Origin of the sequence: Mucilaginibacter pineti (assembly GCF_900101875.1) — a bacterium.
GTDB classification, from domain to species: domain Bacteria; phylum Bacteroidota; class Bacteroidia; order Sphingobacteriales; family Sphingobacteriaceae; genus Mucilaginibacter; species Mucilaginibacter pineti.
The window spans coordinates 14,266-33,817 of record NZ_FNAI01000006.1 but is presented as its reverse complement, the minus strand read 5'-3'; the positions used below and the strand labels follow the sequence as shown (position 1 = coordinate 33,817).

Below are 19,552 nucleotides of genomic sequence, written 5' to 3'. Positions count from 1 at the left end.
GTTTTAAAAGGTTAGCATATCCCCTTAAACCATCGCCCGTTCTTTCCTATCTTAGTATCATGCGTTTATCATTAATCATCCTATTCCTTGTGGCCCCGTTGTTAACTTTTGCCCAAAGCGGTACTATTACCGGCAAGGTTATCAATGCAGAAACCCAGGCTGCTTTGCCCAAAGCCAGCGTATTTTTAACGGAAACATCTTATGGCACGATCACCAATGACGGTGGTACTTTTACACTCAATGGTTTAAAGCCGGGCAGGTATCTGCTGATCGTGACTATGGTTGGCTTTGAAAAATTTAGCCAGGAGGTTTCGGTTGGTGCAGATGCCGTCCCGATAAATATCAGCCTGAAGCCGCATGTTACGTCCTTGGGCGAGGTAAGCGTTCGGATCCCTGAGGACTGGGAACGGAATTATAAAATGTTTGTGAAGAAGTTTGTGGGCACCTCTGCCTGTGGCCGCAAGTGCAAAATTCTGAATAGTGAAGTGCTGAATTTTAGCTACAACAAAAAAGAAAGGGAACTATCTGCCTCGTCGGACGACCTTATAGAGATGGAGAACCGTGCTTTGGGTTATATGGTTAAGATCTTGCTGACCAAAAGCATGTTTGGCGATAATCACGGATCATGGAATGGCCAATTCTTTTTTGAAGACCTCCCCGGCACACCCGAAGATATAAAACAGTGGAAAGCTAACCGCATCAAGCTATTACAAGAAACCGGAGGTCATTTCGTGGTGTCTGAAAAGTTGCCAAATGATTTTAGGTAATGATGCAATCCACTGGCAAAATATGAACACCCGTGAACGCAAAAAAGGCAGCTACTAAGTAACTGCCTTTTAATATTTATAAGCCTGCCAAAGCAAACTAAAAAAGCTACTATATATGAATAGCGCGGTTGTCGGTAGCGGCAAGGCATGCTTCGCGCATGGCTTCGGTGTAGGTAGGGTGGGCGTGGCTCATGCGTGAGATATCCTCGGCACTGGCGCGGTACTCCATAGCTACAACGGCTTCGGCAATCATATCGGCCGCACGCGGACCAATCATGTGTACGCCTAAAATTTCGTCGGTAGTGGCATCGGCCAAAACTTTCACAAAACCATCCAAATCGCCGCTTGCACGGGCACGACCGCTGGCTTTGAACGGGAACGAACCTACTTTGTATTTAACACCTGCGGCTTTCAACTGCTCTTCGGTTTGGCCAACGGCGGCAACCTCTGGCCAGGTATAAACAACGCCGGGGATAAGGTTATAATCGATGTGTGGTTTTTGTCCGGCAATGATCTCGGCAACTAAAGTACCTTCATCCTCGGCCTTGTGAGCCAGCATGGCGCCTTTAATAACATCGCCAATGGCATAAACGCCTTTAACGCTGGTTTCCAAATGGTCGTTAACCGTAATTTTACGACCGCGTTCTTCTACCGTGATGCCAATTTTATCTAAACCCAAGTTATCGGTATAAGCAACACGACCAACAGCCACAAGGCAATAATCGCCTTTAAGTTCTTGTTTTTCGCCTTTGGGGTTATCAAAAGTTACGGTAACCTCTTTGCCTTTTACGGTAGCGCCGGTAACTTTATGGCCCAGGTAAAACTCCATACCCAGTTTTTTCAAAACTTTTTGCAGCTCGCGGCCAAGGGCTTTATCCATTGTGGGGATAATGCTATCCATATATTCAATTACAGATACCTTTGCACCCAAACGCGCGTAAACCGAACCCAGCTCTAACCCGATAACGCCGCCGCCAATAAGCACCAGGTGTTTTGGTACTTCGGTAAGGGTTAATGCCTCGGTTGAGGTGATGATGCGTTTTTTATCGATCTTAAGAAAAGGCAATGCCGATGGTTTTGAGCCGGTGGCAATAATTACGTTTGTGCCGGTTATTTCGGTATCGGTACCATCAGCCTTTTTAACGTTGATGGTGTTTTTATCTTTAAAAGAACCAACGCCGGTGTGTACGTCAATCTTATTTTTTTTCATTAGGTAAGTGATACCGCTGGTATTGGCATCAACAACTTCCTGCTTGCGTTTTATCATCTGGCCAAAATCAATGCCCAGGTTATCCAGCTTAATACCGTGTGTGGTAAAAGTATGCGCAGCGTTATGGTAATGCTCAGATGAATCAAGCAGTGCCTTTGATGGGATACAGCCCACATTAAGGCAGGTACCGCCCAATGTGTTATATTTTTCAACAATGGCGGTTTTTAAACCCAGCTGGGCACAACGTATAGCGGCCACATAGCCACCCGGCCCCGAACCTATAACGATAACATCATATTGCATAGTAGTGTGTTTTATGGGTGGCAAAGTTAAGGGTAATTAGGTGATATATTATATACTTACGGTCAAAATTCACAATACTTATCTACCCATGCCTTTATGTGACCAGCCCTGTCCTTCAAATAACGCTCCCCAAAAAACAGGTTCGACCAATCGTCAAAGTTCTCGTACTGAAAGCCCAGGTAAAACACCCAGAAGCCAACACCCAGGTAGGGTATAGTTGCTATTTCCTCGTCGGTTACGGGGCGTACTTCACGGTAGGCGGATACAAAGATATTGTACATGCGGTCGGCTTCGGAATCGGTAAGCTTGCCGGTTGCCACGTGCATAAAAAAATGCACAAAGAACGACATCAGATCATTTACCAAATAACCCTGCCCCGCAAAATCAAAATCGAAAAAGGTGATGGTGCCGCTATCGCTAAAGTGAAAATTCTTGGGTAAAAAATCATATTGGCAGTAACCGTAACTAAATTCTGCGGTATTAAAAGTGTGAAGCTTTTGGATAACCTTGGCGGCCGTTTCCTGCAAATAGCTGTACTCGCCGGGTAAATTGATAAAGGCGGGTGCTATTGTTTTTATGGGCAGCAGCAGCGTGGTATCGGTATTATAAACCCTGCGCGGATATTTTAATTGGGCAACGGCTGTAATGTTATGCACAGCCGCCATTTGCCTGCCCACGGTTTTCAGCTGCTCATCGTCCAGATCTAAAACCGGCCTGCCCTCGGCATAGGAGAGCAGGATGCCATAGCGGGTGCTTTCGGGTGCGTTAAACTTTTGTACCTGGTTGTTGCGGGTATCGGCAATGGCGTAGGCTACACTTGCGCCGCCGTTTTTCAAAATATCGAGCAGTTCAACCTCGCTTAGTATTTCTTCGTAGCTGCGGTGCTGCTCGCGGTAAACCTTGAACACATATTTGGCATCGGTCGCTTCAATTATATAAGTATCGCTAACCCCGCGCAGCAGGTATTTGCAGGAGATGAGCTTTAGATTATAAGCATCCTCCAGATGTTTTTTTAAGGCGATAGCAGATAAGGTGGAGTATTGTACAGGAAAGTGCGACATAGTGCCGTAAAGTTAGGAGATTGCGGGGAAACATTTGCGGCCTTGCCGCAGATTACTCACCCGGCTACGCTTCGCGGGTCACTCTCTCTGCGGCAAGCCGTAAAGAGGGGATGTAGGAGTCGATATGACAAAAGAATAAACAAAAAACCTTTTCCCCGCCCTCTTTCCGGCGCAGCTGAAGAGAGGGCCGCCGCACAAAGTGCCGGCGGGGTGAGTCGAACCGGCAAGCAGGGCCGATTTTATCCTCCCGTTATTAACGCACTATTAAAAAACACGTTGCCTACGCAAAAATTAAACAGTAGCCTCGTCTGGAATAAAATTTACCGGTTTATCGTCATCAAATACCACATAAACGCGGCGCCAGGGCTGGTCGTCAATTAGTTTCCATTGATGGGCGGTGCCGGTGGTATCGGTAGCAATGAGTATTTCGCCGGGGCGTAAAATAAAAGTTTCGCCGGGGCGGGTTTCAAATTCAAGCGTGCCGCATAGGGTTATCACGTACTGATCTGCAGGGGCGTTGTGCCAATCATAAAACGAATGCGGCGGCGATTCCTGGAAACGGATAGACGATGCCTGGTTAAAAACACCCTCGGCCACTGTACCTGTTTGTATGTGCGAATGGCCGTCGGCACCGGTATATAATTTATAAGCTTTTATCATTTTTTAACTGCATTTGCAATGGCGACTAAGCTAAGGTATTTTAAATTTTTTATTGCCGCGGCTGCATAACGGCATTGTAAATATTTAGGTTTAAAAACTTATCGGTGTTTTTGGGGTTCTATAAAACTATGATCCCTGCCGTTACCAGAAAGTTTCAGTTTTTTCCATTCCTCATCAGTTTGTTAATTACAGTGGGTATAGGTTTTGTGGCCTCGTTGGTTACGCGGCCGCAAATAGCGGGCTGGTACAGTACGCTCAACAAGCCATCCTTTAATCCGCCGCCCTGGCTGTTTGCCCCGGTGTGGTCATGTATTTACGTGATGATTGCCATAGCCGCCTACATGGTGTGGAAACTGCGCAGCCGCAGACCGGCCTATAAAATTGCACGGGCGGTTTATTTTATACAATTGGCGCTTAATTTTTCATGGTCGATAGTGTTTTTTGGGTTGCACCAGGTATTAGGCGCGCTTATTGTTATTGTGCTGCTGTGGATAAGCATTGTTTTAAATATAAACTGGTTTGGCAAGTTCAACAGGGTGGCCGGCTGGCTGCTGTATCCGTATTTATTGTGGGTGAGCTTTGCCACCGTACTTAACGCAAGTATTTATTTCCTTAACAGATAGCACCAAAAAAACACTATTTTTATTGCGTGCATTTTATGTGCGATAACCGAACCGGCTTATTAAAAAATGAAGAAACTACTGCTTTTATTTTGCCTTATAACAGCTGTCCGCAGCGTGGCTTTTGCTGATGCTATTGCCATTAATCACTTTGTAATAAAAGAAAACCCTTTTGCGGTAGATCAGGTTGCCGTTGTGGCTACCGATACCGCCGGCGTAACCCAGGAAAACGTGAACGGCCTGTTTACCTTTGTAATGAACGGGTTCGACTATCAGCTTAAATTTGAAAAAGGCGTGGCATTTTACCGCCAAAAGCTGGACAGATCAACCTTTTTATACGCCAAGCACGTTAACGAAAGCGGTACGCACTCCATCCTTTACTACATTTATAAACACGATAGCAAGCTTAGCCCCTGGCATATTAGCTGGGTGCTGTTGGTGGCCATTCCGCTGGGGCTTATACTTATAGCCTACATGTTTAAGCGTTTCATCATTGCGGCGGTTATCATCTTTCTTATATTCCTCTATTTCAATTACCACAATAACCTCAGCATCCCAACCTTTTTCGAAAGTATAATCGACGGGCTGAAGGGGATGTTTTAGTTCTTTTGAGGTGAAAGGATAAAGGCGAAAGGTAAAAGGTTTTTTGTTGTGGGGAGTTTATCTTTCCTTGCGCTTGTTTGTAACTACAAGTGTTGGAAAGACTGAATTTTATAAAAAGTTTGTCATTTCGATTGAGCTCAGGTGGGTAAAAGCGTGGCGCGAAAGAGAAATCTTCTACGGAATGCAAAGCTCCAATAGCATAATGCAGAAGATTTCTCGCTCGTACCTCGCATCGAAATGACAACATTTTACTCTTCCCAACACCTGTGGTTTGTAACGAGTGCTTAAAGTGTTTTTGCGTCTGCGACGCATCTTCGCGATACAATCGCGTAACCGTGTTAAGCGCTCGTTACAAACGAGCGCAAGTGGATATCTAAAGAAAGTAAAAAACAAGGAATTTTCCCCGCCCTCTTTCCAGCGAAGCTGAAGAGAGGGCCGCCGCACGAAGTGCCGGCGGGGTGAGTCGAACCCGGTGGCAGAGGAGTTTGCAGATTATGCTGTTCAAAATCAAATACTTTCAATAACTACAGTGCTATTTTTCAATTATAAATAAAGTCTGCAAACCATGGATGCCGCATTAAAACGAATAGCCATAATTACAATATTATTAGTTGGTTTGGTTGTTAATTTAGCAAAAGGTCAGGTATATAATCTTAAATCCTTCAAGGGTGATGATATACAAATTAAGCTGTTGTTAGATAAAGGGATATTATCAATAAGGTTCTTAAAAGATACAGTCTGTTTTAGAAATGTAGACAATCTTAAAATAATGAAGGTTTTAAACAACAACTTTCTGATGATTGTTTATGATGCCCGCGCTGGCTCAGGGATGCATATGGTAAGAACATTAATCTTATCTGCAAATAATAATAAAATTTGCCAGTCTTTGAATGTAACTTCTTTTTTTAAAGATGAGTTTTTGGATTTTAGTAAGCCACACTTAACATCTCCAATAGAAGTTGAGGTGAAAACTGTTTACAATGCGGATCTTTCTTTAACAGGGAACAATAACCAGAATTATAAGCTAAATGGAAAAGTACATGGTGAGAGGAAATCGGTTCATGAGCCAAAAATTAATTACAATTACAATGACGCTGCCAGCCTGCACTTCGACAGGAACCAAAATATTTTCTACAATTCACATGAAAGTATTGCACAATACTTCACAATATTTGATCCCAAAACCCAAAAGGAAATTAAACAATATATAAAAGGCACGTTTCCGATAGCTAAACTTGGCCGGTATAAGTACTACTATATAAAAAATGAATGGTACGAAAGGTATGATAATGACTTATCTAAATATTCCTTCGTTGGCGCGCCTCTCCCATAAAATACCTTTCAACCCCAATTTACTCACCCGTCATCGCTGCGCTGGACCACACTCTACGGCAAGCCGCAAAGAGGGGATGTAATGGTCGACATGTTAAAATATTAAAAAAAAACAAGGAATTTTCCCCGCCCTCTTTCCAGCGAAGCTGAAGAGAGGGCCGCCGCACGAAGTGCCGGCGGGGTGAGTCGAACCCGGTGGCAGAGGGAATTTGCAAATCCAATCAAACAAAAAAGCCCTCTGCTTTCAGCTTATTAAAACGGCAATCCAATCCCAAAGTTTAGCTGGGCAAAGGCATAGTTGTCGCCATAGTTTTGGAGGTAGCTCCTTTTAAATGTTCCTGTACTAAACAGTTCGTCGGCATGTTTAAAGAGTACCCATTGGTCGGCACCGTTAAATTGAGGGTCTTTAAACTTGAAGGCATAATCCAGCCGGAAAACGAAGAAACTCAAATCAAACCGTAAGCCCGTACCTACACCAATTGCTGTAGACTGTAAAAAATTATTAAACCTGAACTCGCCGTTGGGGTTTTCGGCTTTTTTGCCCAGTCGCCATACGTTACCTGCATCCATGTAAACGGCTCCTTTAAGTTTGGCACCAAAAAAGTTATCGGCCAGTTTATAGCGGTATTCAACATTGCCCACAATTTTTATCTCACCAAATTGATCAAGATACTTTAAGCGTGAACGGGTTAAGGAATCTGTACCATAATAAGTAGCGCGGTTAAACTGTCCGGGGCCCAGCGTACGGGGCAGCCAGGCCCTTATATCATTGGCACCGCCGGTATAAAAATTCTTTTCAAATATAAGCTGATTGCTGTTGCCATAGGGGACGCCGATGCCTGGGTTTAAGCGTAAAATTAATTGCCGCTCGCCACCTAACGACCGGTAAATCCTCAGATCAATCTCTGTTTTGGTATACTGGGCAAAGGCATAGCCAAAAATTTTACGCTGGCCTAAGGTATCCTTTGGCGCGTTGAATAGTTTGCTGGCCAGGTTGAGCACGTTGCCGCCTATATCCAAACTCCCGCGGAAGTAGGTAAAGTTATTATACGAGTTTAGTTCGACGTTGTTGTACTGGAACGTGTACTGGCTGCCTGTGGTAAAAACTGTGCGCCCAATAAGCGAAACATAGGCGTACCTGTTTTGATCAAGCAAAGCCTGCCTGGCCACGGGGTCTATGATCCCCCTTGAGTATTCGATGTTTATTGGCGTTACGGTGTGCTGTTTACGGCCGGTTTCAAAAAAGTCATAGCTTATAGAATTAATAAAACTTTCACGCGTAACCAATCCCTTTTGATAAAAGAGCGAGTAGTTGGTAGAGAAAATGGTATGCGGTACCCCAAATTTACCCAGCAACGGAAAATTGAAAGGCGTTAGTATCCTGGGGTAAATAAGGTTAACCCCAGCCCTGAACTCCTGGTTTTGGATGGCGCTGTTATTGGCCACGTTGTTGCCATTATCAAACAATATGCTCCAGTTTATTTTTACCTGCAATATGGCAGCCTGCTTAAAAACATTTCTATCGGTAAACGTATTGCCAACGTTGTAGCCGTAACGCCCGCCATTGAACAGTACCTCGCCCTCAACCCTGTCAGACATGCGTTTGAGGGGTACAATATCAATTTTTGTATCCAGGCGATGGGTACTATCGGCTGTTTTTTCGTAGGTAGGGTTGGGTACATTACGGAAAACGTTTAACTCCGATAATCGGGTAGTGGTAAGCGTTTGATTATCGATATTATAAATCTGGCCCTTTTTCTGAAAGGTATAATCAATTACCGTGCGCGGCTTAAACCTGCCCGAGAAATCAACAAACCTGAATTGCGAATCTACCTGTATGGTATCGGCCTTGCCGGTGGTACGGCTGCTGCTGCGCGATATGGTGATCAGCGTATTGTTAATGGTATAAACCGGGTGCTCCTTTAAGCCTGCCGGGTTATCTATCATCATTTTTATATCAACCACGCTGCTGTTAAAGGTCGAATCGTAATTGAAGCTGATGTACTGCCTGAAAAAATCATAGTAGCCGTTGCGTTTCATGAGCAGGTAAAGCTCATCGCGGTCATGCGCAAGGCTATCGGTATCAAACCTGCCGCCCGGCTGTATGTGCGATAGCTTGTTGCGATTGGCGTTATACAGGTTTTTAATATTTTTATCGGGAATGCTATCCTCAAACTTGCGTATGCGGAACATTGGGCCTTCCACGGCGGTAAACACCAGTTCGGCCTTTTGCTTTTTTATAACCACGCTATCGGTAACCTTTGCTTTAAGGTAACCGCGGTTCTGGATGTATTTCTCCATCTGAAAACGCGAATACTCCACCAGGTTGCTATCCAGTATGGCCGGGGCCTCGCCAATATTTTTTTTGCCGCTTTTATTAAAGGTGTAATACAATTGCAGGTTAAGCCAGTTGTTGGGCTGCTGCTCTTTATCAACATAATTTACAGCAGCATCGGCAAATTGCTCATCTATGCCCTTTATGGTGATTTTGCGTACCAGCACCTGGTTTTTTTTGATACCACGCGTAATACTACAGCCCGAGCCTATAATGATGAGCAAAATACTTAATATTGTAAGGCGGTAACCAGCAGGTTTATTATATGCTTTCAAAATCACAAATCAGTTTATTATCATCCTTACAACATAAAAAATTCCGCAGGGAACATGGTTTTTTCCTGGTAGAGGGTTATAAATCAGTTATTGAATTTACAAGCTCTGGCTACCAGGTTGATACTATTTACCATACCCCCGCAATTGCCCCAAAATTGCTGAATTTATCCCGTAAAATAAACTTTCAGGAGATTTCATTAAACGAGCTCGAAAAAATCAGCACATTGAAAACCCCGCAGGAGGTAATTGGTTTGATAAAAATACCAATATGGCCGGTTTTAAATTACGAAAGCCTGAAACAAAAATTTTCGCTGGTGCTTGATGGCGTGCAGGACCCCGGCAATATGGGCACCATCATTCGCACGGCCGACTGGTTTGGCATTCATGATATTATTTGTTCTGAAGATACGGTTGAAGTGTATAACCCCAAAGTAGTACAGGCCACTATGGGCTCGCTGGCACGCGTGAATGTGCATTACGGTAACCTGGAGGCGGTTTTGCCCCAAATTAACCTGCCCATGTTTGGCGCTATGCTTAATGGCGATAATGTGTACAAAACAAATTTTGGCACCGAAGGGTTATTGGTTATGGGCAACGAGGGCAACGGCATTAGCCCCGCAATTGAACCACTGATCGGCAAGGCGGTAACCATTCCGCGGGTAGGGCAGGCCGAGTCATTGAACGTGGCAATTGCCACCGCTATACTGGTTTCAGAAATAAAAAGAAATTCAATTAAATAAATATTGGCTACCATTAAATAAATTACTATTTTTGCAATCCTTAAAAACAGGGTCGGGTGGCCGAGTGGCTAGGCAGAGGTCTGCAAAACCTTTTACAGCGGTTCGAATCCGCTCCCGACCTCAAGGGTATAAAAAATATTAAAAAAAGAAATCATGGGCGTTACACGTTTAAAAAGAAAAGATAGAAAAAACAAAACTACTTCACGTTTAGAAGTACAGTTTTTGAAATTAGCTACCAACATTGAATACGGAAGCCGTTCTGCTGAGTCAAAACACAGCCAGATCACCAAAAACAATGCAGCTTTAGCTATCGCTGCAGGTAAATAATCTTTATCTGTAAAAGCGCCTGGCGCAAAAAAAGATCTTATAAATCCTGCTGGTTTAATAAAACCGGTGGGATTTTTTTGTGCCCGATATTTTTGACACGATTGAAGGATTGTAAGGATTTTGTCTGAACGTGGAAAATTGTCTGAACCGGGATTTGTGGGATTAAGGGATTGCCGGGATTGGGTTTGAATGGGTTTTTGTATAGAGATTGGACAAATTTTTGATTTTTTTGAGTTTGGTTATATCATTTTGCTTGTCCATAGCGTGGTCATATAGGGGCTTATTCTCCAATCTGATTTAACTTGCTCGTCTTGTAAACTCCAATAGTAAATAGTCCATTCGTGAACTTTGAAGTCTTGAATCAATAGAGGTTTAGCTTTTCCCCAATAAAACTCCATCGCTTTTAGGGTTTCTTGCTCTTCAATAGCCTGGATTATCATTTGCATCAACGTGAACTTTACGTCATCGTCCAGTATTGATTGATAATAGTTTAGATATTTTTCGATAAATGCCGGATCTGCAACTTCGTATGGCTAATCCTGCATGGTTTTACTGTATGGAATATCGAATGCCTTGCTTAACTCAAGCATAGATTTATCGGTTTCAAATCGAATTTGAGGTTTCATATGTGTTAAGAAAGGTTATTCAAAATACAATAGCTTAAATTATTGCCTCAATCTATATAAATTACAATCTAAATTCCGAATATTCTTTAATTCTGAAAATTCTGAATCAGACAACCTGCGCGTTAGGGATTGCAGCGGATACCGGCCAATGTGGCTAAGGCCTTGTGCAGTATGAGTGGAAAGCCCGGCCGCAGGCAACGCCCTCCTTTTAACCGGAAGCTTAAGGCTGAAAGGAAAAGCCAAAAAATTAAAAACTCAAAGATTCACCAGAAATCAATCAATCCTCTCAATCAATAAGCCATATTTAATTCTGGGAATCCTTTAATCCCACAAATCCCGGTTTAGACAAAATCCTATTAATCCCTTAATCCTATAATTCCCGAATCCTATAAACTTTACCCCAGCAACTTCTTATTTATCCTGCCTATCAACCCCGGCCCTTCATAAATAAAACCGGTATAAAGCTGTACCAATGATGCGCCTGCCTTTATTTTCTCCACGGCGTCGTCGGCAGAGTGGATACCGCCCACGCCAATAATAGGGAACGAACCGTTTGATTTTTTATGCAGATAAGCGATAACCTCGGTAGAGCGTTTGGTAAGCGGTTTGCCGCTGAGGCCGCCCATCTCGGTTTTTAAAATAGTTGGCGCACTAAGGCCGTCGCGACTGATGGTGGTATTGGTGGCAATAATGCCCGCTATGCCGGTTTGCTGTACAATGTCTACAATGTCATCAAGCTGTGAATCGGTAAGGTCTGGGGCTATCTTAAGCAGTATGGGGCGGCTGATGCCGTTTTTTGAATTGCGCTGCTGCAATGTATTCAGCAGGTGCATGAGCGGTTCTTTTTCCTGCAACTCGCGCAGACCGGGGGTATTGGGCGAACTTACGTTCACCACAAAATAGTCAACCACATCAAACAGGCGGTCGAAACATTTGATATAATCGTTAACGGCTTCTTCGTTAGGGGTAACTTTATTTTTGCCGATGTTGCCGCCAATAATGAGGTTTTTTTGCGCGCCTTTGGCATTTTTACGGAAGGTGGCAATACGCTCGGCTGCTACATCAACCCCAAAATTGTTAAAACCCATACGGTTGATCAGCGCGCCATCAGTTGGCAAACGAAACATACGCGGCTGCGGATTACCCGGCTGGGGCAGCGGGGTAACGGTACCTATCTCCACAAAGCCGAAGCCTATGTTGGCCATTTCGCCCATCAGTTCGGCATTTTTATCAAAGCCGGCGGCAAGACCAACCGGGTTTTTAAATTTAAGGCCAAACACTTCGCGCTGCAAACGGGCATCGTTTACATCCCATATAGCCCTGCTTAAAGCCGCGCCACCCGGAAAACGGTTAAAGCGCTTTAAATTGCGGGTTACAAAATAATGTACTTTTTCGGGATCGAACTGGAAAAGGATGGGTTTTAATAAAAAATACATGGCGCGAAGTTAGCACATTACTTAATGTGTGTAAACCAGAATTTTATGAAATTTAAATGACTGCCCGTTATTTGGTTCATTACCCTAATAAAAAGAGGGCTTTGTTAGCGATCCCCTCTTGAGAGGGGGCGCGAAGGAATAGTGTAGTGGCAGGGGTGTGTTCTACGGCATGAAACACACCCCTCCGCCCCTCTCAAGAGGGAAATCGCACGCACCCATCTGCTTTTTTAATTACCCTCAAGAGAGAAATATAAACCACGCTGGTATTAATTAATCAATTGATGGTATAAAATTTAACAAAGTTTTAAAAAATGCCCTAAAACTGTAAATTACGATCGCTATTGCCAGTAATTATAAATTTCAGCTTTTTATGAAAAGAATCCTTAATCCCAGTCGCCGCCATTTTTTAAAAACCGCATCGGTAGTGAGTATGGCCACGGTGGGTATCCCGCAAATTGTATCTGCTGCTTTTGCTAACGCCAAGCCTGCTCCCAAACTTAAATTTAATACCGGCGATGTGGTGCTTTTCCAGGGTGATTCAATAACCGACTGGGGCCGCGACCATAGCAAGAACGAACCCAACACAACCAGCGCCTTAGGATCGGGCTATGCGTTGGTGGCCGCCTCGCAGCTGTTGCTTAACCATGCCGATAAAAACCTGCAGATCTATAATAAAGGTGTAAGCGGCAACAAGGTATTTCAGTTGGCCGAACGCTGGGATACCGATTGCCTGGCCCTGAAACCAAATATCCTGAGCATTCATATTGGCGTTAACGATTTTTGGCACACCCTGGGCGGCGGCTATACCGGCACTATTGATACCTACATTGCCGATTATAAAAAGCTGCTGGATCGTACCAAAGCTGCCTTACCAAACGTAAAGCTGGTAATATGCGAGCCATTTGCCCTTAAAGGTGTAAAAGCGGTTGATGATAAATGGTACCCAGCGTTTGATTTGTTTCGCAAAGCTGCCGCCGATATTGCCAGCCAGTACGGTGCCGTATTTGTACCCTACCAAACCGTTATGGACAAGGCCATACAAACGGCCCCGGCCCCATACTGGAACCTGGACGGTGTACACCCAAGCGTAGCCGGCGAAGCCCTCATGGCACAAGCATGGCTAAAAGCGGTAGGAGCTTGAGGGACAAAGGACTGAGGGATTTTCTTGTAGACGAAGGACGAAGGGAGCAAGGACTAAAGACTAATGTCGAACACTGAATGTTGAATCTCGAATAATGAAGTAAGGGGAAATGCCTGATCTGTTTACCTAATCAACTCAAGCCAACCCAATCAACAACTATCCTACCATCTTGCGCGGCGTGTGGCGCGCATGAGCTGGCGGTGTCTTTTGGCATCGTAATAATCATTGGTTACCAGTATAGCATGGATAATGCCCGGCACCCAGAAAAACAGGGTAAGGAATATATTGAGGATGAATGCACCTATACGCCCGGTTGTTAATATGGCCAGGGGAGGGAACAAAAAACATAAAAAATATCTCATGGCTATAAATTTATCTGTCGATTTTATAGTTTAGACCACAAGCGCACGGGTTTGTTACTAACTGCAGCTTAATCGCGCAGGTTTAGCGGTAGCTGATCGCCAAAGAACAGGGCCTTAAGTTCGGTAGCATCATTCGGTAACATTTTACCACCCAGGATAAGCCTCAACTGGCGGCGGCGAAGTGCACCTTCGTAAAGGGCAATTTCATCGTCGGTTTCGGGCAGGAGTACGGGAACCTGGGTTTTTTCGCCATCTTTATCAAGGGCTACAAAGGTGTAATAGGCTTCGTTGCTTTTTACTTTGGTGCCCGAGGGAATGTTTTGCGCCCAAACATCCATCCTTACCTCCACCGAAGTAGTGAACGCGCGGGTTACCTTAGCTTCAATACTGATCACGTCGCCCAGCTTTATAGGCGCCTGGAACGATACATTATCTACGGAGGCAGTTACTACAATACGGTTACAGTGTTTTTGTGCAGATATGGCTGCAGCAATATCCATCCAGTGCAGCAGGCGCCCGCCCATCAAATTATTTAAGGTGTTGGTATCATTGGGTAATACCAGCTCGTTCATGATGGTGTACGATTCTTTGGGGGCTTTTCCTGTCATCCTGCTAATTTTTACGCAAAGATAAGGATTAAGTACGACAGGCCTATGTTTCTGATAAAAAGCAGCTAATGCTTACTTTTTAAGCATCATAGCGGCATGTGTAGCCTTGCCATCCTTAATGCCCATCTTTACAAGATCCATAGCAACGTGGCCTGCAAAAAATGCGGCCGCAATAATAGCCGTGCGAATGATGCTTTTTGTTTTCATAAGCACAAGATAAGAGAAATAGTTGGATTTGGTAATGGGTGAGGTTTAAATATATTTTGCCGGCTTGCCGCAGATTACTCACCCGGCTACGCTTCGCTGGCCACCCTCTCTACGGCTTCGCCGTAAAGAGGGGACGCAACGTGTATTTATAAACTCAATAGAAAAAAGATAAAAGCTTTCCTCACCCTCTTTACGGCTTGCCGTAGAGAGGATCGCCGCACGAAGTGCCGGCGGGGTGAGTCGAACCGATAAGCAGAGCCACCAGCCCTTCTCCAAAACCCTCCACATCTTACCCCAAATCACCAGCTTTTTACCCCCTTATTGTAACAGTATTAAAACCAGTAGCTACATATTAATTTACTTGTTAATTTAGCCCTTAAATTGACCGGCTTCATGAAAAAAATCACCATACTCCTTATTTTACTTTGCGGCTGCACTGCGGTTTTTGCCCAAGCTGATTACGTGAAAGATAACTTCACCAAAAAGGAAGTGTACATAACCATGCGCGATGGTAAAAAACTGTTCACCGCCATTTATACGCCCAAGGGTGCTTCGGCAAAAAATAAATATCCTATCATGATGCAGCGCACCTGTTACAGCGTTGCCCCTTATGGCGAGGATAAATACCCCGCAAGGCTTGGCCCATCAGAGTTTATTATGAAAGAGGGGTATATTTTTGTTTACCAGGATGTACGCGGCCGCTGGAAAAGCGAAGGCACCTGGACAAACATGACACCCGTTATCGACAATAAAAAAAGCAAGAACGATGTTGACGAAGGTTCCGATACTTATGATACTATCGACTGGCTCATAAAAAACGCCGCATTTAACAACGGTAAGGTAGGGCAATACGGCATCTCGTACCCCGGCTTTTATACCGCTGCGGGCATTCTCTCAAACCACCCGGCTTTAAAAGCATCATCGCCGCAGGCACCTATTTCCGATTTCTTTTTTGATGATTTCCATCATAACGGTGCTTTTTTAGAAGGCTACTTTTTTACCTTCCCCGTGTTTGGTGTTCAAAAAACCGATACAACTTCAAAAGCCTGGTACACCATGCTGAAGCCAAATTCAAAAGATGGCTACCAGTATTTGCTTGATCTTGGTCCGCTTAAAAATGCCGGCCAGTATTATCACGATAACTTTTTTTGGCAGGAAACCATTAACCACCCAAGCTATGATGAATTTTGGCAAAAACGCGGTTTGCTGAAACATTATGGCAAAGTAAAACCTGCGGTAATGCTGGTAGGCGGCTGGTTTGATGCCGAGGATTTAACCGGTCCGCTGGCTATTTATAAAACTATTAACAAGACAGATCCTAACGCTTATAACACCATAGTAATGGGGCCGTTTGGTCACGGCCGCTGGTCGCGCGAAACGGGGCATACCATGCACAGCAACATTTATTTTGGCGATAGTATTGCAACCTTTTACCAAAAAAGCATCGAAGCCAAATTCTTTTACCACTTTTTGAAAGGTAACGGCGATAAAAACTCGGGCCTGCCCAATGCCTATATGTTTAATACCGGTAAAAAGGAATGGGCCACGTTTGATAAATGGCCAGCAGCAAATGCCACCCACCAAAAAATGTATTTAGGTGCCGATGGTAAGCTATCGGTTAGTGCGCCAACTGCGGCAGGTTCTGTTTCCTACGTGAGCGATCCGCTGAAGCCGGTGCCTTATACCGAGGATAATACCACCACTATGGGCTTTACGCCGCACAATTACATGAGCGAAGATCAGCGTTTTGCCGGTCGCAGGCCCGATGTGCTGGTTTACCAGAGCGAGGTTTTAAATGACGATGTAACCCTTGGCGGCGAGATCATGGCGCACCTGAAAATTGCAACCACCGGCACCGACGCCGATTTTGTGGTGAAACTGATAGATGTTTACCCCGCCGATGAGCCTAATAACCCCTACATGCCCAACAAAAACATTATCCTGAGCAATTACTGGCAAATGGTACGATCAGAAGTGATGCCGGCACGTTTCCGCAATAGCTTTGAAAAACCCGAGGCATTGGTGGCCAATCAAAAAACGGATGTGAATTTCAGGTTGCAGGATGTACTGCACACCTTTAAAAAGGGCCACCGCATCATGATCCAGGTACAAAGCACCTGGTTCCCGATAATTGCCCGCAACCCGCAAAAATTTGTAGATAACCCTTATAAAGCCGACGAAAGCGATTATATAAAAGCCACCGAAACAATTTTTAACGATAGCTTTATTGATGTACAGGTGTTGAAGTAAGAGGGATTAAAATAAAAGGGTGTCACGCTGAGTGATATACAAGGCTATAAAAAGGGTGTCATGTTGAGCCTGTCGAAGCATAGTGGGCAAAGGCCTCTACGCGCTACTCTTCGACAAGCTCAGGGTGACAGGCCGTTTATAAAGCCCAATGCAAGTTCGGGCGTCCACGCCGGAATTAATTAATGGTAAGCGTCCACTCTTACTCTGTTATCGCTGGAGCGTGGACGCTCCAGCTAAGATTAGTTCAGGCGTGGACGCCTGAACTTGCGAAGGGTGACAGACTATTTATAAAGCGCAAAAAAAATGCCTCAACCCTCTTTTCAGCGAAGCTGAAGAGAGGGTCGGCCAGCGAAGCGTAGCCGGGGTGAGTAACCTCTGCGGCAAGCATAACCAAAACAGAATTATTGAAAATAAACCATATTAAATGAAATTACGCCTTTGCTTACTTGTATTGTCCTTCGCAGGCCTTACAGCACACGCCCAGCTGATGCAGGAAAAAGTATCTTTTACCCATGCCGATAGCTTGCGGGGTAGTCTTACGCCGCTGCGTACCTGTTATGATATTAATTACTATCACCTTGATGTAAAGTTCAACATTCCCGACAAATCCATCAGCGGCAGCAATCAATTTAAGTTTACCGCCACGCAGGATTTTACCCAACTGCAGTTTGATCTGTTTGCCAACTTAAGCGTTGATAAGGTGGTATACAAAGGCAAAACCATTCCCTATACCCGCGATGCGAACGCGGTGTTTGTAACCTTTCCGCAAACCATAACCAGCGGCAGTAAGGACGAGTTTACCGTTTACTACAGCGGCAAGCCAACCATCGCCCTGAACGCACCCTGGGATGGCGGTGTGGTTTTCAGTAAAGATTCATTGGGCAAGCCCTGGTTGGCTACCGCCTGCGAGGGTGTGGGTGCCAGCATCTGGTGGCCCAATAAAGATCACCTGAGCGACGAGGTAGACAGCATGATGATCAGCATCAGTGTACCCAAAGGTTTAAAAGATGTATCAAACGGTCGCCTGCGTAAGGTAACCGAGCTTAAGGATGGTTACACCCGGTTTGATTGGTTTGTGCGCAACCCCATCAACAATTATGATGTAGTGGCCAACATTGGCGATTATGTGCATTTCGGCGATACCTACATGGGCGAAAAAGGCAAGCTCGACCTGGATTACTGGGTGCTGCCGGCCAGTTTGGAAAAAGCCAAAAAGCAATTTGCCGCAAACGTAAAGCCTATGTTAAAGGCTTTTGAATACTGGTTTGGTCCGTATCCGTTTTATGAGGATAGCTACAAACTGGTAGAAACCCCGCATTTGGGCATGGAGCACCAGAGCGCCACGGCCTATGGCAACCATTTTTTGAACGGTTATCTGGGTTCGGATATGTCGGGTACGGGCTGGGGACTAAAATGGGATTATATCGTAGTGCATGAAAGCGGGCACGAATGGTTTGGCAACAACATTACGGGTAAAGATCTGGCCGATATGTGGATCCACGAAAGTTTTACCTGCTATTCCGAATCATTATTTATTGATAACAACTGGGGCAAAAAAGCCGGACAGGAGTATAACTATGGCTTGAGGGCAGGCGTTAGTAATGATAGTCCTATTGTGGGTGTGTATAACGTAAATAAGGAAGGCTCCGGCGATATGTATGCCAAAGGTGCTGTATTTTTAAACCAGGTGCGTACCATCATTAACGACGATGAGAAATGGCGCAGCATCCTGCGCGGGCTGGGCAAAACCTTCTATCATAAAACAGTTACTTATGATGATGTGGTGAACTACATTTCAACACAATCGGGCATCAACCTGCTCCCCGTGTTTGATCAGTATCTGCACTACAAAAACCTGCCCACACTGGAGTTTGCCACAAAAGGCGGCAAGCTGCAAAGCCGCTGGATAGCCGACGCAAAAGATTTTACCATGCCCGTACAGGTAAGGGTTAAAGGCGGCGAATACAAGTTTATTACCCCAACCACCCACTTTAGTCCGGTAGCTATAGAGGGTGCAACAAAAGATAATATTGAAATAGATAAACTGAATTTTTATATAGGCGTGCTGGTTGATTAGTAAATGGTTCCGTTTTGTCATTGCGAGGAACGAAGCAATTTCACGCTGCAAGTCGGCGATTTACTCACCCGACCATTGCTACGCTCGGTCACCCTCTCTTCGCCTTCGGCGGAAAGAGGGGGTGGGTGGTGGTGGATATGTGGGACGGAGATTACCGGGTTTTAAAAATCGGGGGTGTTGTTAGTCGTTTTGTCATTGCGAGGAACGAAGCAATCTCGTCACGCAATCCGGCGAGTACTCACCCGACCATCGCTACGCTCGGTCACCCTCTCTTCGCCTTCGGCGGAAAGAGGGGTGTGGATTGGTGGAAAGTGTGGGGTGAAACAAAAAATGCTTTCACCCTCTTTCCAGCGCAGCTGAAGAGAGGGTCGGCCAGCGAAGCGTAGCCGGGGTGAGTCGTCACCACCGTGTTAAGCACTCGTTACAAACGAGCGCAAGTGACAAAAAAACAAAAAATGCTTTCACCCTCTTTCCAGCGCAGCTGAAGATAGGGTCGGCCAGCGAAGCGTAGCCGGGGTGAGTCGTCACCACCGCGGAGAGCACTCGTTACAAACGAGCGCAAGTGACAAAAAAATAAAGAATGCCTTCACCCTCTTTCCAGCGCAGCTGAAG

Annotated in this window: 17 protein-coding genes and 1 tRNA gene; 10 read left to right on the top strand and 8 right to left on the bottom strand. The window is 45.0% G+C overall.

Features of this window, described 5'->3' with window-relative positions:
- Positions 1-59: 59 nt before the first annotated feature.
- Positions 60-767, top strand: a complete 708-nt coding sequence (locus BLS59_RS14235) for a carboxypeptidase-like regulatory domain-containing protein (RefSeq protein ID WP_091149962.1) — start codon at positions 60-62, stop codon at positions 765-767.
- 109 nt (positions 768-876) lie between these two features.
- Here BLS59_RS14235 and lpdA read toward each other — a convergent pair whose 3' ends face one another.
- The 3 genes from lpdA to BLS59_RS14220 all read right to left on the bottom strand — a co-directional run bounded on the left by lpdA (position 877) and on the right by BLS59_RS14220 (position 4,001).
- The gene (gene lpdA / locus BLS59_RS14230; RefSeq protein WP_091149961.1) at positions 877-2,280 is read right to left on the bottom strand and encodes a dihydrolipoyl dehydrogenase; all 1,404 of its coding nucleotides are present in this window, start codon (positions 2,278-2,280) and stop codon (positions 877-879) included.
- A gap of 62 nt (positions 2,281-2,342) precedes the next feature.
- Complete coding sequence (locus BLS59_RS14225; RefSeq protein ID WP_091149960.1) at positions 2,343-3,341, bottom strand: phosphotransferase enzyme family protein; 999 nt, start codon at positions 3,339-3,341, stop codon at positions 2,343-2,345.
- Positions 3,342-3,632: 291 nt separating this feature from the next.
- Positions 3,633-4,001: a cupin domain-containing protein gene (locus BLS59_RS14220; protein ID WP_091149959.1), complete on the bottom strand. Its 369-nt coding sequence runs from the start codon at positions 3,999-4,001 to the stop codon at positions 3,633-3,635.
- A 128-nt stretch (positions 4,002-4,129) separates the two neighbouring features.
- On the opposite strand from BLS59_RS14220, the gene BLS59_RS14215 reads away from it, so the two are divergent.
- From BLS59_RS14215 to BLS59_RS14205, 3 genes are all read left to right on the top strand, one after another.
- Entirely contained in the window at positions 4,130-4,624 is a 495-nt protein-coding gene (locus BLS59_RS14215; protein WP_091149958.1) for a TspO/MBR family protein, read from the top strand.
- 66 nt (positions 4,625-4,690) lie between these two features.
- Complete coding sequence (locus tag BLS59_RS14210; protein ID WP_091149957.1) at positions 4,691-5,224, top strand: hypothetical protein; 534 nt, start codon at positions 4,691-4,693, stop codon at positions 5,222-5,224.
- A 565-nt stretch (positions 5,225-5,789) separates the two neighbouring features.
- Positions 5,790-6,557 carry a hypothetical protein gene (locus BLS59_RS14205; protein WP_091149956.1) on the top strand — a complete coding sequence of 256 codons (768 nt, stop codon included), beginning with the start codon at positions 5,790-5,792 and terminating at the stop codon, positions 6,555-6,557.
- Between the two features lie 251 nt (positions 6,558-6,808).
- Here BLS59_RS14205 and tamL read toward each other — a convergent pair whose 3' ends face one another.
- Positions 6,809-9,166: a translocation and assembly module lipoprotein TamL gene (gene tamL, locus BLS59_RS14200; protein WP_091149955.1), complete on the bottom strand. Its 2,358-nt coding sequence runs from the start codon at positions 9,164-9,166 to the stop codon at positions 6,809-6,811.
- Between tamL and BLS59_RS14195 the strand changes: the two genes are divergently transcribed.
- The 3 genes from BLS59_RS14195 (at position 9,157) to BLS59_RS14185 (ending at position 10,233) form a co-directional block, all read left to right on the top strand.
- Positions 9,157-9,906, top strand: coding sequence for a TrmH family RNA methyltransferase (locus BLS59_RS14195; protein WP_091149954.1), 750 nt, complete (start codon positions 9,157-9,159; stop codon positions 9,904-9,906). The two genes, tamL and BLS59_RS14195, sit on opposite strands and share 10 nt — an antisense overlap.
- Positions 9,907-9,956: 50 nt before the next feature.
- Positions 9,957-10,027 (top strand) — tRNA-Cys (locus BLS59_RS14190).
- Positions 10,028-10,059: 32 nt separating this feature from the next.
- Entirely contained in the window at positions 10,060-10,233 is a 174-nt protein-coding gene (locus tag BLS59_RS14185; protein ID WP_091149953.1) for a spore protein, read from the top strand.
- Positions 10,234-11,254: 1,021 nt separating this feature from the next.
- Here the strand turns inward: BLS59_RS14185 and BLS59_RS14175 are convergent.
- Entirely contained in the window at positions 11,255-12,295 is a 1,041-nt protein-coding gene (locus BLS59_RS14175) for a quinone-dependent dihydroorotate dehydrogenase (protein WP_091149951.1), read from the bottom strand.
- A gap of 370 nt (positions 12,296-12,665) precedes the next feature.
- On the opposite strand from BLS59_RS14175, the gene BLS59_RS14170 reads away from it, so the two are divergent.
- Complete coding sequence (locus tag BLS59_RS14170) at positions 12,666-13,436, top strand: SGNH/GDSL hydrolase family protein (RefSeq protein ID WP_091149950.1); 771 nt, start codon at positions 12,666-12,668, stop codon at positions 13,434-13,436.
- A 161-nt stretch (positions 13,437-13,597) separates the two neighbouring features.
- Here BLS59_RS14170 and BLS59_RS14165 read toward each other — a convergent pair whose 3' ends face one another.
- The 3 genes from BLS59_RS14165 to BLS59_RS32490 all read right to left on the bottom strand — a co-directional run bounded on the left by BLS59_RS14165 (position 13,598) and on the right by BLS59_RS32490 (position 14,613).
- The gene (locus BLS59_RS14165) at positions 13,598-13,798 is read right to left on the bottom strand and encodes a YqaE/Pmp3 family membrane protein (RefSeq protein WP_091149949.1); all 201 of its coding nucleotides are present in this window, start codon (positions 13,796-13,798) and stop codon (positions 13,598-13,600) included.
- Between the two features lie 68 nt (positions 13,799-13,866).
- Positions 13,867-14,406 (bottom strand): acyl-CoA thioesterase, encoded by a 540-nt coding sequence (locus tag BLS59_RS14160; protein ID WP_091149948.1) that lies wholly within the window; start codon positions 14,404-14,406, stop codon positions 13,867-13,869.
- Positions 14,407-14,478: 72 nt separating this feature from the next.
- Positions 14,479-14,613, bottom strand: a complete 135-nt coding sequence (locus tag BLS59_RS32490; RefSeq protein WP_262492949.1) for a hypothetical protein — start codon at positions 14,611-14,613, stop codon at positions 14,479-14,481.
- Between the two features lie 393 nt (positions 14,614-15,006).
- Here BLS59_RS32490 and BLS59_RS14155 point away from each other — a divergent pair, with 393 nt between their 5' ends.
- Both BLS59_RS14155 and BLS59_RS14150 read left to right on the top strand, forming a co-directional pair.
- Positions 15,007-16,863 (top strand): CocE/NonD family hydrolase, encoded by a 1,857-nt coding sequence (locus BLS59_RS14155; protein ID WP_091149947.1) that lies wholly within the window; start codon positions 15,007-15,009, stop codon positions 16,861-16,863.
- Positions 16,864-17,287: 424 nt separating this feature from the next.
- Positions 17,288-18,940: a M1 family metallopeptidase gene (locus BLS59_RS14150; protein WP_091149946.1), complete on the top strand. Its 1,653-nt coding sequence runs from the start codon at positions 17,288-17,290 to the stop codon at positions 18,938-18,940.
- Positions 18,941-19,552 lie beyond the last annotated feature (612 nt).